Below are 13,069 nucleotides of genomic sequence, written 5' to 3' on the forward strand. Positions count from 1 at the left end.
ATATTAAATTGCCCCATGATTTTGCATGATGAGTGTATTCTGCATGGGTCTTCGTAAGTGATATTTGTAAAACTTGTCATTTCGCAAGAGAAATTTGAACTCATCATTGGCTCCAACACCGAAAAAATCTGATACTTATAATTTATTGAGTTTATTGCCTTGGCCATCATTCCTTACCATAACCTTTCCCCCAAAGAAATGATTACCTTCTACAACATTATTATCGGCATAATCAGGATAAAACTTAAGGCTTCCTTCCCTCGGTTTATCCCCGCAATCAAATCCTGATAAGTCCCGGTTCTGCCGGGATGCCAGCCAGATGCCTACGGGTTCATTCACAAAGGTATTGTTGCGAATAACGTTGTAGTCGCTGTGCTGCCAGCGGATCACAGATTTTCCTGTGCTGAAATGCTCGCCGCAGTTCTTATACAGAAACACCCCCCCTGCCCCGTTGGATTCAAAACGGTTGCCTTCAATCAGGTTGTAAGCAGACGAATCGACGGCTAATCCTTCACGCTTCCCCTTGCCGAAACGCTCATGGCCGTTGTCGATGATCTGGTTATCCACAACTTTATTATTACGCGAGGAATGCTCCAGGTAGATACCGGACATATACGAGTCGCGGACAATCGAGTGGCTTAACGTTGAATGAGTCACGTAATCGTCAAAGTAAATTCCTACGCGTCCGCTGCCGGTCACTTCAACATTCTCAAGGGTGATCCGCGTGGGTGTCCGGCGGTAGTTCTCTTCGTGGTTCGGGCTGAGTTTATTGGCTGCGATGTCTGAAGTGATACGGATGCCGCTGCGGGTGAAGTGTCGCACTTTGCAGTTACGGACGGTGACATCGGATAATGGCTTACCCTTGCTGTTGATCATTATGCCAAAAGGGCGTTCATTGTCCCCCTCCAGCACCGCTCCCCGGCAATCTAACGTGGTATTGCTGCTGGTGATGATGACCGCTTCTTTATAAACGCAGTGAGGGGACAGCGTGGTGTTGCCGCGCACCTCAGGCAATTCGCACTCATGAGAGTGCATCGAGGGAACTGCACCGGCACAGGCAGAAAGAAATAAAGGCAGAAGAACAGCTAATGAGAAATATGCACAGGGTGGAACTGATAAACGTTTTTTGCATCTGTGCATATTCCTCTGCCTGTTTTTGAAGGTTAATCGTTATGAAGGCTGATGTTTGGTGTAATTCATAATCAGTTTCTGACTGATAAATACCGGGTGATATGGGTTATCAGTCGCTGTGGCGATATCCACTTTATTGCCACCATAAAATACGGCATTAATCTGCGTATTCTTCAGCAAGTATAGCCGGAACTGCTTAAACAGCTTCGCATCGGGTTTAAACCCTGACTGCCAGAACTGGTTCAGATGTCCCTGATACGTAATGCCTTTAATGTCATAGAGCGCGTTGCCCATCACTTTCAGCGGCTTGTTATGAATAAGCGCGGAGAGACCCGCGGTGCTGTTAATCGTGACTACGGCTTTCGAGTGGGTCAGCAGTTCCGGCATCGGCAGATCATGCACGTAGATCACACGGTCAGCGATGTCGTATTTTTTGCCAAGCTGGCGGATCAGCGGCCCGTATAAGCGGTGCCCTCTGTCCATCGGGTGATGTTTGATCACCAGATACTCAGCGGAAGGGGCTTTTTTGGCAAACGAGTGCATCACTTCATTGATGTAATCACGCACATCCTGATACGGGCTGTGATTGCGGATCTGACTGTCGTTATATACCTGCAAAATGGCCAGATAATACCGCTGATCCAGATCCGTCTGCAGTTGCTGCAAAATGTTGCGCTGGCGGAAGGCGTACAGCTTTTTACGCCAGGCAGCACGGGTCCAGCAGCGCGCCTCATACCACGGCGAGAAGGATTTGTGATGGCGATATTTTGGGAAGTCGTGCCGGTAGCGCCAGCCCGCCAGGTAATACACGGCCGCATGACGCACGCGCTGCCAGCCTGAAGGTTTCAGCTGTTCAACTTCCGGCATGGTCATTTCTGGCAGGCTGCGGTAGAACTCCGCATCGCGTGGCAGGCCGGAATAGGCATTTACGCCATTCTGTTCCAGCGTGATGTAATGCGGGCGCAGATATCCCTCCTCAAACGCGAGGAAGCGTATGCCTTTAGCCTGTGCCCAGCGTTTTGCCGCCTGATGCAACGGACGACAATCCCCGAAACACACGATGGTATCGAAGTCGTAATCCTGCCAGGTGGCTTTCAGCCAGGTCGGAAACTCTTTTGGCGTTTGCTGGTACAAGCGGTATTCACGCTTTCGCGAATACACCCTGTCACCGCCGTTAAAGACGACATTCACCGCCTCACGCCCCAGAGACTCCAGCCACTGAGCTAAATCGCTGAAGAAAGGCCCCATCGGCCCCTGCAACAGCAAATATTTTTTCCCAGAAAGTAATGTCGTAAGCGCCTTACTGTCCATTTCTGTCCGTTTCCATTAATGCAATAAGCTTGTAGTAAGAAGCCGGTTCAGGTCGTCAACGTCACCCGGACCAGCATGAGCAGTTTTCTGTAATACCGGACTATCCTGCCCGCTTTAACTCTGGTGAATTGCATTTGTGCCCGGGGCGTCGCAGCAAGAAGTTCAACCGCCTGCTCTGCCAAAATGGGCTCCCGACTTTGCGGGTCGATATACGACGGGTAGGCAATCAGCGCCTGGTAAACCACATCGTCTAAGGTGAGGCTGCGCAGCCGGCGTGAACAGGCATGCTCATCCTGCGTCAGTCCCCATCCGGCATAAAATGGCATGCCGTAACACACCACTTTTTTACCGTGTAACAACGCTTCAAAACCTGACAGCGACGTCAGCGTGTGCAGTTCGTCGGCAGCCTGAATACATTGAATAATGTCTGCATCCAGCGCCTGACTGTCCGCCCAGCGGCTGACATCTTCGGCGGGAATGTGTCCCTGCCGGTTCCCCACCAGAACATCCGGATGAGGCTTATAAATAATGTAAGCGCCGGGGTTACGTTCCCGGACAGTGCGTAAAAGCGCGCTGTTGGTACGCAGGGATATCGTGCCGGTCAGGATAGAGGCATCGTCCTCAACCTGCCCCGGCACCAGAATCACCGTTTTATTCGTCGCTTCAGCGGGCAAGGTAAACGCCGCGCCAAGGTTGTATTTACTGACTTTGCTGGCAACCAGTCTCTGGCGTAACGTGGCAGCCCGCTGCTGCTGGCATGGCGCCAGATTGCTGTGGCTCAGCAACAGTTCCAGGTCGCTCGGGCGCGTCGCATCGTAATAGATACCGGTTTTATCCAGCACCAGCGACAGCGGCGGATGCAGATCAGACCCCAGCCCGGCCGAACGCAGGAAACCATCTTCCATTCGCCATTGCGGGATCTGACGCTGCTGCGCCTGAGCACCCCAGCGGGCCTCGCCTTTGATGCCCCACACGACACAGGCCACTTCACCGGCATAGCGTTTACTGAAATTCACTTTGTTGCTTTTAGTTCGCAGGAAAGGCCCGAGAATGCTGCGCTTCCAGAGGGTCAGTCCCGGCGACCAGAGGCGCCCCGCCCGCTGTTGCTGATGCTTTCGCTGCATCAGCAGCCAACTGAGAACATCAAACAATGTGCCGCTTTTGCCATTCGCCGGATTGATGTACCGGCTGTAACGCAAACAGGCCGCGCTGAACAACTCTTCCAGGCTGGCCGTACCCCGGCGTGCCCGGAGCGATGCGGACTGAGGATGACGGTCATCCGTCAGTCCCCAGCCTGCGTACCACGGCTGACCAAACACGCTGACCGGTTTTCCGGCGATCAGCGCTTCAAATCCGTAGTTAGACGTCACCACGTAAACCCGGCTGACAACGCGCAACAGCGATTGCGGGCTGACGTTTTCAGCCAGCAGTTTGATGCGTGGATCCTGCTGCGCCAGTTGGGTAATCTGCGTGAAATAGCCGGCTTTTTTGCCCAGCAAAACATCCGGGTGGATCTTTACCCAAATCTCAGACGTCGGGTTTTCTGCCATGGCGGCCTGCAACATCTGTTCGAACTGCTCCGCGCCTGCATTGCCATAAACCACCGCCATATCACCGAAAGTCTGATCGACCACCAGCACCGCGCCACACTCGGGTTTTGCCTTTGTGCAGGCCGGTGCCTGGTTGTATTTCGACAGATCACCTTCCACGATGATCTGCATGGCCTGCCGCGCCGTATCCTGCAGCGGCTGATTCTCTTCACGCTGGCGGATCAGCATTTCAAGCGTGCTGGGTTTCGAGGCGTCGTAATACATTCCCTGCGTCTCTAAAACCATTGAGAGCGGCGGACATCCCGACACACCCAGTCCCAGGGAGCGGATAAACCCGTCTTCCAGCCGCAGCACCGGCAAGCCTGACTGTTCTGCCCGCGCGACGGCTTTCCCGCCGGTTGGCCGGTAACCCCACACCGCGATGCGGGTGATGCCATCCGGCACCGGTCGCAGCAGCGAAAGCTTGCGACAGGGTTCGCCGAGAAACGCTTCCAGATGCGGGATACGTTGTATGCCCGCTGAAAAGATCCCAATCATTAAATCGTCAGCACCACTTTCGCGGCGACGGCCAGCTGATACAGGATCGTCGAGATGCCGCGGGTGATTTCGATATTTTTCGATTCGTATTTCGGCAGAACCATCAGCTCATCCCCCGGCTGCAACGTCTTCACGTCTTCCGCGTTAATCGCTTCGCCGTTTTGTTTAATCAGGATGACTTTCGAGTTCCCGGCTTTTTGCGTGTAGCCACCGACTTTCTCAATGTAATCATCCGGGCTCAGACCTTTCTGCCAGCTCACCGCATTCGGGAACAGCACTTCGCCGTGGATCATCACGAGTGAGGTTTTCTCCGGAATGTTGATGACATCGCCGTCTTCCAGGATCACTTCATTCAGATTATTTTCGCTCAGAACCACTTCGCCTTTCGGCACCACCTGACGCGCCTTCGCCACGAAACGGCTGACTAACTGGGCTTCCTGCGCACGCAAACGCCCTTCTTCCTGCGTCGAGGACTGGGCGGAAAGTGATGCTTCTTCGAGTTTCTGCAAGGTCAGATCCAGCATCTCTTTCTGGCGAAGCGCGACAGAACGACGGTAAAGCTGGATGGCGTTAATCTGCGACATGCTGTTGGTGCGGATTTTTGGCAACAGCTGGCTCATGGTCGCGCCATACGGCAGCACCACGGCGTGTTCACCGGAATGCGCGCCTTCGATGCGAACCTGAATGGTGCCCGCATAACGGTCGGAACTGACAATCAGTTTGTCGCCATCCTGCAATGAGCGCCCCGGTGCGGATCCCAGCGGGTAATACTCGCTGCGTTTCATGCTGCCCTGCTGGCGGATAATGGTCATGTGCGTCGCGCCCGGTTTCGGGCGTGCCCAGCTCAGGGCCTCGCTGACCGGAATGGTGCTGTCGCGGAATTCAAAGTCATAGCTGTTAAAGACATCGCCTTCCACGCTGAACGTGTGCTGACGCGGCCCGACCACGATGGTATCGCCGTCAGAGAATTGCGACAGACGCAGATCACCGTTGAGCAGGAAGTCATACAGGTTAATGCGCGAACGCACGCGGTCATTGTGTTTCACCACAATGTCGACATAGCTGCCGCGTTCAGTATCGACGCCGCCGGCTTTACTCAGATAAGAAAGCAGGGAGTCAGACGCCACACCGCCGTATAAACCGGGATTGGTCACATAGCCGGTGACAAACACTTTGACCGGCTGTGCCTGAAGCAGGGAGGCATACACGTTGACGTTGGCCTGATAAACCTGTTTTACCTTGGTGGTGATCACGCTGTTCAGCTGGCTGTTCGAGACGCCTGCGACTTTCAGCGGGCCGACGTTTGGCAGGAAGATATTACCTTTCGGGTCAACGGTCAGCGCGCCGTCAAAATTGAACGCGCCCCACAAACGGATTTGTACCTGATCGCCGAGGCCGACAATGTAATTCGGGTTGAAACCGATACTGGCCGCGTTATCGGCAGCCGCACCGCCGGTAAATAACTGCGCACCGAACATGCGGCTCATCACCGCCGGAACCGGAGGCGGTGGGGAATCATCAAAGCCGGTATCCGGACTCGTCTGTTGCGTCTGGCCGGTTAAAAATGTCGGCAACGGTGCCGCGCCGGTCATATTCGGATCGGCATTGATCCCCACGGCATTGGCCTGGGTTAGCTGGAAGGCCAGCAAGATAACAACGGACTTCAATAATTTCATAACAAACTCTGTAGGCGATTCTTCAGGCAAAAAGGGAAAGCGATACAGACCACATCAGTCTTTATGGTCATCGATAACGGCCAGCAATAATTTAATCGTTCCGAACAGCAGACAGCACACCAGCAACCAGCTGGCGATCATATAAGGGACATTCGGGAAGGTGGTTTCTTGCGGTAACTGAGGCGAACTGATCACCGACAGCACTTTCAGTTTGCGGGCAGCTTCAACACGCGTCTTTTCAATGGATGTCAGGGTGAGTTTGTAGAGTTCAGTATCAAACTGCACTTTCGACTTAATCTCTTCGAAATCCACGGCCATGGTATTGAGCTGACGGCCATCAGGCGCAGTAATTTTACTTTTTTCCTGATCAATCTGTTTGCCCAGAGACGTAATCGCATTTTGCGCACTGATCACCTGTGGCGCATCGTCACGCAGGTAAGTCAGCAGATTGCGTAACTCCGCTTCCATCTGAATTTTTTGCCCGACGAGCGTGTTCACCAGCGTGGTGGCGGCAATCGCCTGCGCTTCAGGGTCGAGAATATTGTTGTGGTTCTGATACGCCAGCAACTGCGCTTTACTCGCATTGAGACGTGCACGGGCCTCAAGCATTTCGTTTTCAGCAAATGCCTGCTGATCGCGGGCGATCTTATGAGAAATTTCATTGATGAAGCGTTCAGATTCTTTGAGAACGGCTTTGTTAAACTGCTCAGCGAACTGCGGGGTGAAGCCCTGTGTGCCGATAGTCAGCAGGCCAGATTTATCGTCATACGTGACGGCAATACGATCGCGGTAATAATTTAAAAACTGCTCGCGGCTGGCATCTTTGGGCAAATGATAAAGGAAATCCAAGCCGCTCCTGCCGAACACGGAATGGAAATCGAGTTGCTTATCCAGCGCGGCCAGCATGTCAGGTGAGTTGATGTATTCTTTTAAATACATCGCATCCTGGGCTGTGCCCGGGTTTCCTGCTCCCAACAGTAAGCCGACATTCAGGCTGGTGCCGCTGATGTCGTTAGAACTTTTGATCGCAACGGTGGATTCACTGAGATAACGCGGACGACTGAAAATCACCAGATAGATGATCAGTAACGCCATCGGCAGGCCAATGACAATTTTACCCAAATTGCGGTTCAGCGTTGCCATACTAAAATACGGAGACCGACGAACCCGGGCGATATGTTCCCCGGGCCATGCTGACTTCATTTTTTCAATAAACATTTATTATCATCATGACAAACTGCACGTTTTTATTATCGTGCTTTATTAAAAGTACCGTGAAACTGCGTTGATATCCCCAGCCAATGGATCACGGTGCGAAATCTTCATCGTGTTTAGGACTACACTTAAGAGTGGGCACTTATCATGGTTAGCCAAGCAAGCACATGTGTCTGACGAAATCCATTTCCTGGTCTGGCCGGTCGTAGCTGCAAGGCAGCGAGGGGAACTGAATGAGAAGTCGCTAAAACCTGCCAGGAACAAGGCTCCGCGGGCAGATCATGAGGTCACGAATATGCGAAAAGCAACAAATTCACACAATCTATTTATGTCTGAAATACATTCATTCAATTCATGGGTTTTTTTAACATAGAGCTCGAAATAACACAAACTCTATCGGATAACTCTTAGGAAAAGAGGTCACTATGGCAAGCGGATGGGCGCAAGATGGCGCAGTGCAGGATCAGATTGATTCAACGGTCAATGATGCCGTTGATCGCGCACGTCAGTCTCTCGGGCATGGCGAAAGTGCGCATTATTGTAAGGAGTGTGGCGAACCCATTCCGGAGGCGCGCCGGAAAGCCCTTCAGGGCGTACAGTATTGCGTCACCTGTCAGGCCGCCCTGGATAAAAAGCAGCAAGATCACGCGGGCTACAATCGTCGTGGCAGTAAAGACAGCCAGTTGCGCTAGAACTTTACCTTATACGTTGACGCACCATTATGGTTCAACACAAGTCATTCCCCCCGTTATTACCCCCGCTTTTCTCTTTACATTTGCTTCAAAACTGAGCACAGGTTTTGCTCATGTACCAATAAAGTTAGAGCAAGTTATCATTTGAGCAGCGCATTTGTTAATTAATGATTGTTTAAAATACATCATATGGTTAATGATGAAGCTGTGCACCATGAGAGAACATGGCGACGTGCAGCAATGCGTCAAACTGGTGCAATCTGATTTTTAATCACTGCCTGATCGGTTCAGCAAAGCGATAAGCCATTGAATTTTAATATACCTGTCATTTGGCATGAATATTGCATCAAAGCGCCGTAATATAAAGTCGTTCCCATAATATGTACAAAGGAAATTCACTGATGAAGTCACTCTTAAAAGTTTCCCTGGCCGCGTTAACTCTGGCCTTTGCCGTTAGCTCCCACGCAGCAGATAAAAAACTGATCGTAGCTACCGACACTGCGTTTGTACCGTTTGAATTCAAACAAGGCGATAAGTACGTCGGCTTCGACATTGACCTGTGGGACGCGGTCGCTAAAGAGATGAAAGTCTCCTATGAACTGAAACCAATGGACTTCGGCGGCATCATTCCTGCCCTGCAAACACACAACATCGATCTGGCGCTGGCGGGTATCACCATCACGCCTGAACGTAAAAAAGCCATCGACTTCTCTGACGGCTATTACAACAGCGGCCTGATGGTGATGGTTAAGAGCAATAACGACGCCATCAAAAGCGTTGCTGATCTGAAAGGTAAAACCGTTGCAGTGAAAAGCGGTACCAGCTCCGTTGATTACATGAAAGCCAACGTGCAGACCAAAGATCTGCGTCAGTTCCCGAACATCGACAGCGCTTACATGGAACTGGGCACGGGCCGTGCTGATGCGGTCATGCACGACACGCCAAACATTCTGTACTTCATCAAAACGGCCGGTAAAGGTCAGTTCAAAGCGGTCGGCGATTCACTGGCTGGCCAGCAATACGGTATCGCATTCCCGCAAGGCAGTGACCTGCGTGAGAAAGCCAACGCCGCGCTGAAAACCATCAAAGAGAATGGTACTTACGCAGCAATCTACAAAAAATGGTTTGATACCGAACCTAAATAAGTCCTTTTCATTTAAGTCGTTCCTTTTCAGAAAGAGCACTTGATAAGAAGCGCCTGTCAGATGCAAATCTGCACAGGCGCAGTTTGTGGTTTTACCAGGAGATAATCCATGCAGTTTGACTGGAGCGTAATTTGGCCCGCTCTGCCTATCCTGCTCGAAGGCGCCAAAATGACATTGTGGATTTCGGTCCTCGGTCTGGTTGGCGGTCTGATTATTGGTGTGATTGCGGGTTTTGCCCGCGCGTTTGGTGGCTGGTTTAGCAGCAACGTCGCACTGGTCTTTATCGAGCTCATTCGCGGTACGCCTATCGTCGTACAGGTAATGTTCATTTATTTCGCCCTGCCGATGATGGTGCCCGATCTGCGGATCGACCCGTTCAGCGCGGCGGTGGTGACGATCATCATCAACTCCGGTGCTTATATTGCTGAAATTACGCGCGGCGCGGTGTTGTCGATTCACAACGGTTTCCGTGAAGCGGGTCTGGCGCTGGGTCTGTCGCGCCGTGCAACGCTGCGTTACATCATCATGCCGCTGGCATTGCGCCGCATGCTGCCACCGTTGGGTAACCAGTGGATCGTGAGTATCAAAGATACCTCGCTGTTTATCGTTATCGGTGTCGCCGAGCTGACCCGTCAGGGCCAGGAAATCATCGCCGGCAACTTCCGCGCCATGGAAATCTGGAGTGCGGTTGCTGTTATCTATCTGATCATCACGCTGGCTCTGAGCTTTGTTCTGCGCCGCTTAGAACGCAAACTGAAAATTATATGATTGAATTCAAGAACGTCTCAAAACACTTTGGTAAAACCCAGGTGCTCCACGACATCGATCTGAACATTTCTCAGGGTGAAGTCGTGGTTATCATCGGGCCATCCGGCTCCGGTAAATCCACGCTGCTGCGCTGCATCAACAAGCTGGAAGAAATCACGTCCGGCGAGCTGATTGTTGATGGCCTGAAAGTGAACGACCCGAAAGTCGATGAACGTCTGATCCGCCAGGAAGCCGGTATGGTGTTCCAGCAGTTCTACCTGTTCCCGCACATGACAGCGCTGGAAAACGTGGCTTTCGGCCCGATCCGCGTTCGTGGTGCGTCGAAAGATGAAGCCAATAAACTGGCGAAAGAACTGCTGGCAAAAGTGGGTCTGTCTGAACGCGCCAACCACTATCCGTCAGAGCTTTCCGGTGGCCAGCAGCAGCGCGTGGCGATTGCCCGTGCACTGGCGGTTAAGCCAAAACTGATGCTGTTTGATGAGCCAACCTCGGCGCTGGATCCTGAACTGCGTCACGAAGTGCTGACCGTCATGAAGCAGCTGGCAGAAGAAGGCATGACAATGGTTATCGTGACCCACGAAGTCGGCTTTGCCGAGAAAGTGGCTTCACGCTTAATCTTTATCGACAAAGGCCGTATTGCTGAAGACGGTAAACCGGCTGATCTGGTGAACAACCCGCCGAGCGAACGTCTGCGCGAGTTCCTGCAACACGTTTCCTGATGCAGAAAGCCGCTGCAAGGGCGGCTTTTAACTCTGACCGGAATTATTTCGGTTTCTCAAGTGCGGTGATCGCTTAACGCGCTGCGCCGAAACCGCCCAAAAGGGGAAAGTGCTTTTCCCCTTTTGGATTTCCCCTCGCTTTCTTACTTCGCGCTGCCGCTTGCTGGCTATGTTCCAGTTACCACCGTGACAGGCTGGAAATCTAGCCGCTACGCGGTGCCTTCTCTCGGTCCTGAAGCCATAGGTCTTCAGGCCGCTCCGTTCAGCAAGATTTCTAAATCGCCCGTGAGTTTCCACATACTCGATCTGCTCCTCCCCCTGCGAAGGGGGAGGCGGGGAGGGGGTTTTAAAGACGACTCAAACGGCTATTTGATCCATAACGTCTTCATCATTTGCTGAAAATGCCAGCACATCGTTTAAGAGGTTCAGCCTTTCCAAAAGAACAAAATTCAGTATTTCTTTAGCAACTGGATTGCAGATTTCGGTGATAGCCAGACAAAGTGCACGGCATTGATCACAAAGCTCATCGGGTTCAAGCGGTGTCTTATCGAACAGGCCATCAGCGGTAGGATTCGGTAAAGAAGTAGAAATAATCATGGTAAACCCTCAAATGTTTGTTGTGGCGTCATACATGCGTTGCAAATCGCATGGGTGGCAGATCAAACAGAGTTTGCAATACCGGACATTTGAGAAAACCAGCCAGCCCGAAGGCTGCTCTGTCTGATCCGCCATAATATGCTGGCGGAGATCCACGGTGTATTTAACCATGAATATTTCAAATGTCACAGGTTGCAAATCCTGGCTACGGATTTTGCCGCAGCAGGAAACAATTTACGCCGATTAATTTAATAAAAAATTGGCTTTTCAAAGCATTGGAAAGCATCTCGCAAACAAAAATGTAATCAATGTAAAGCATAGATTCAGGTAATATTATGAGTAACTTCATCACAGAGTCGTTATTAAAACCCCCTCCCCGCCTCCCCCTTCGCAGGGGGAGGAGCAGATCTCATGTTTATGATCGTGCGAGCGATTCAGAAATCTTGCTGAACGGAGCGGCCTGAAGACCTATGGCTTCAGGACCGAGAGAAGGCACCGCGCAGCGGCAAGATTTCCAGCCTGTCACGGTGGTACCTGAACGAAGCACTTGTTGTAAAGGCGGGGAGGAATCCAAAGGAGGGAAAGCACTTCCCTCCTTTGGGCGGTTTCGGCGCGAGAGGCCGCGTGATAACCGTTATTGAGAAACCGAAATGTTCTCGATCAAAGGGGTTGAAAGCCTCCCCGTTGCAGCGGCCTCCTGCAACTAATGCCTGGTCTGTTCCTTTTCCCTCGCCACGACCGAAAACTCCGCCATCATCCGCACCAGATCCTGCATACCGAGGTTAACCTGATTGATCACATCACCGGCATTGCGGCTCAGCACCACGCCACCGCCTGCGCGGTTGACGCAATTCCCCATACCATCAATCGCGGCCATCACACCATCACGGATGCTTTGCGTAAGCTGGTCAATTTCGACGGCAGCCTTGCGGGACTGATCGGCCAGTGAGCGAACCTCACCCGCCACCACGGCAAATCCTCTGCCCTGCTCGCCCGCATGCGCGGCTTCGATGGTGGCGTTGATGGCTAACAGGTTGGTTTGAGACGAAATACGGCGGATGGTATCAACCATTTCGCCAATACGTTCAGATGTCTGACCGAGCTGCCCGATGATGTCGGAAGTCCGCCGCGCCAGCGCTTCGACTTCCTGCATATCTTCCACTGCCTGCCGGACGATGGTCACGCCCTCTGCCGCGGTTTTGTCAGTAGTCAGCGACAGTTCATGCACGTGCGTCATCATGCTTTCCTGCTGACGCTGCTGATCCATCTGATCCGTAATGTCATGCGCGATTTTGACGATTTTTATCACTTTGCCGTCATCATCGATCACCGGGTTATAGCTCGCTTCCAGCCAGACAGACTGACTGTGGCCAGTGATGCGCTCAAAACGGCCAAGGATAAATTCACCGTTTCTCAGACGCTGCCAGTGATTGCGGTACTCGTGGGAATCACAGTATTGCGGGACACAAAACATCGTGTGGGAATGGCCCTTAATTTGCCGCAAAGAATAACCCATGACTTTCAGGAAGTTATTGTTCGCAGAAATCACATGACCTTCAGGTGTAAAGGTAATCAGCGCCATTGAACGGTCAAGTGCTTGTAAAATTCCCTGATGCTCGTGGGATTCATTAATTCTTTCAGATACATCACTGGCAATTTTAATTATTTCGGTCACTTTGCCTTGTTTATTTTTCACCGGAACATAATTTGCCTCAAGCCAGATTATAT

11 protein-coding genes are annotated in these 13,069 nt (G+C 51.9%); 4 read left to right on the forward strand and 7 right to left on the reverse strand.

Translation table 11 applies throughout. The features are described 5' to 3' along the window. Nucleotides 1–135: 135 nt before the first annotated feature. From AC1DUO_RS21770 to AC1DUO_RS21790, 5 genes are read right to left on the reverse strand one after another with little or no spacing between them, the layout of a single operon-like run. Nucleotides 136–1,140: a right-handed parallel beta-helix repeat-containing protein gene (locus tag AC1DUO_RS21770; RefSeq protein WP_119261409.1), complete on the reverse strand. Its 1,005-nt coding sequence runs from the start codon at nt 1,138–1,140 to the stop codon at nt 136–138. A 30-nt stretch (nt 1,141–1,170) separates the two neighbouring features. Further along, nucleotides 1,171–2,442 carry a capsule biosynthesis protein gene (locus tag AC1DUO_RS21775; RefSeq protein WP_449632248.1) on the reverse strand — a complete coding sequence of 424 codons (1,272 nt, stop codon included), beginning with the start codon at nt 2,440–2,442 and terminating at the stop codon, nt 1,171–1,173. Between the two features lie 47 nt (nt 2,443–2,489). Then, nucleotides 2,490–4,529, reverse strand: coding sequence for a capsular polysaccharide biosynthesis protein (locus AC1DUO_RS21780; RefSeq protein WP_166860036.1), 2,040 nt, complete (start codon nt 4,527–4,529; stop codon nt 2,490–2,492). Beyond that, nucleotides 4,529–6,205 (reverse strand): polysaccharide biosynthesis/export family protein, encoded by a 1,677-nt coding sequence (locus tag AC1DUO_RS21785; protein WP_013574686.1) that lies wholly within the window; start codon nt 6,203–6,205, stop codon nt 4,529–4,531. The genes AC1DUO_RS21780 and AC1DUO_RS21785 overlap by 1 nt, the downstream gene beginning before the upstream one ends. Before the next feature lie 54 nt (nt 6,206–6,259). Beyond that, nucleotides 6,260–7,348: a capsule biosynthesis protein gene (locus AC1DUO_RS21790; protein ID WP_369794815.1), complete on the reverse strand. Its 1,089-nt coding sequence runs from the start codon at nt 7,346–7,348 to the stop codon at nt 6,260–6,262. Nucleotides 7,349–7,845: 497 nt separating this feature from the next. Here AC1DUO_RS21790 and AC1DUO_RS21795 point away from each other — a divergent pair, with 497 nt between their 5' ends. From AC1DUO_RS21795 to glnQ, 4 genes are all read left to right on the forward strand, one after another. Further along, the gene (locus AC1DUO_RS21795) at nt 7,846–8,112 is read left to right on the forward strand and encodes a DksA/TraR family C4-type zinc finger protein (protein ID WP_013574684.1); all 267 of its coding nucleotides are present in this window, start codon (nt 7,846–7,848) and stop codon (nt 8,110–8,112) included. Between the two features lie 401 nt (nt 8,113–8,513). Continuing rightward, a complete protein-coding gene (gene glnH / locus AC1DUO_RS21800) occupies nt 8,514–9,257 on the forward strand; it encodes a glutamine ABC transporter substrate-binding protein GlnH (protein ID WP_013574683.1) in 744 nt (247 codons plus the stop codon). Between the two features lie 108 nt (nt 9,258–9,365). Then, nucleotides 9,366–10,025, forward strand: coding sequence for a glutamine ABC transporter permease GlnP (glnP, locus tag AC1DUO_RS21805; RefSeq protein ID WP_013574682.1), 660 nt, complete (start codon nt 9,366–9,368; stop codon nt 10,023–10,025). Continuing rightward, entirely contained in the window at nt 10,022–10,744 is a 723-nt protein-coding gene (gene glnQ, locus AC1DUO_RS21810) for a glutamine ABC transporter ATP-binding protein GlnQ (protein WP_013574681.1), read from the forward strand. Before glnP ends, glnQ begins: the two co-directional genes overlap by 4 nt. A gap of 357 nt (nt 10,745–11,101) precedes the next feature. On the opposite strand, the gene AC1DUO_RS21815 is transcribed toward glnQ, so the two are convergent. Continuing rightward, nucleotides 11,102–11,341: a hypothetical protein gene (locus tag AC1DUO_RS21815; protein ID WP_013574680.1), complete on the reverse strand. Its 240-nt coding sequence runs from the start codon at nt 11,339–11,341 to the stop codon at nt 11,102–11,104. A 703-nt stretch (nt 11,342–12,044) separates the two neighbouring features. Further along, nucleotides 12,045–13,069, reverse strand: a 1,025-nt coding sequence (locus tag AC1DUO_RS21820; RefSeq protein ID WP_477988709.1) for a methyl-accepting chemotaxis protein, incomplete at its 5' end; no start/stop codon positions are given.

The organism is Rahnella sp. P4_A8 (assembly GCF_056402435.1).

Excerpts from the sequence above, each read along its gene's own strand:
- glnH (WP_013574683.1), top strand. The coding sequence starts at position 8,514 with ATGAAGTCACTCTTAAAAGTTTCCCTGGCCGCGTTAACTCTGGCCTTT.
- AC1DUO_RS21790 (WP_369794815.1), bottom strand. The coding sequence starts at position 7,348 with ATGGCAACGCTGAACCGCAATTTGGGTAAAATTGTCATTGGCCTGCCG.
- AC1DUO_RS21785 (WP_013574686.1), bottom strand. The coding sequence starts at position 6,205 with ATGAAATTATTGAAGTCCGTTGTTATCTTGCTGGCCTTCCAGCTAACC.
- glnQ (WP_013574681.1), top strand. The coding sequence starts at position 10,022 with ATGATTGAATTCAAGAACGTCTCAAAACACTTTGGTAAAACCCAGGTG.
- AC1DUO_RS21795 (WP_013574684.1), top strand. The coding sequence starts at position 7,846 with ATGGCAAGCGGATGGGCGCAAGATGGCGCAGTGCAGGATCAGATTGAT.
- AC1DUO_RS21775 (WP_449632248.1), bottom strand. The coding sequence starts at position 2,442 with ATGGACAGTAAGGCGCTTACGACATTACTTTCTGGGAAAAAATATTTG.
- AC1DUO_RS21770 (WP_119261409.1), bottom strand. The coding sequence starts at position 1,140 with ATGCACAGATGCAAAAAACGTTTATCAGTTCCACCCTGTGCATATTTC.
- AC1DUO_RS21815 (WP_013574680.1), bottom strand. The coding sequence starts at position 11,341 with ATGATTATTTCTACTTCTTTACCGAATCCTACCGCTGATGGCCTGTTC.
- AC1DUO_RS21780 (WP_166860036.1), bottom strand. The coding sequence starts at position 4,529 with ATGATTGGGATCTTTTCAGCGGGCATACAACGTATCCCGCATCTGGAA.
- glnP (WP_013574682.1), top strand. The coding sequence starts at position 9,366 with ATGCAGTTTGACTGGAGCGTAATTTGGCCCGCTCTGCCTATCCTGCTC.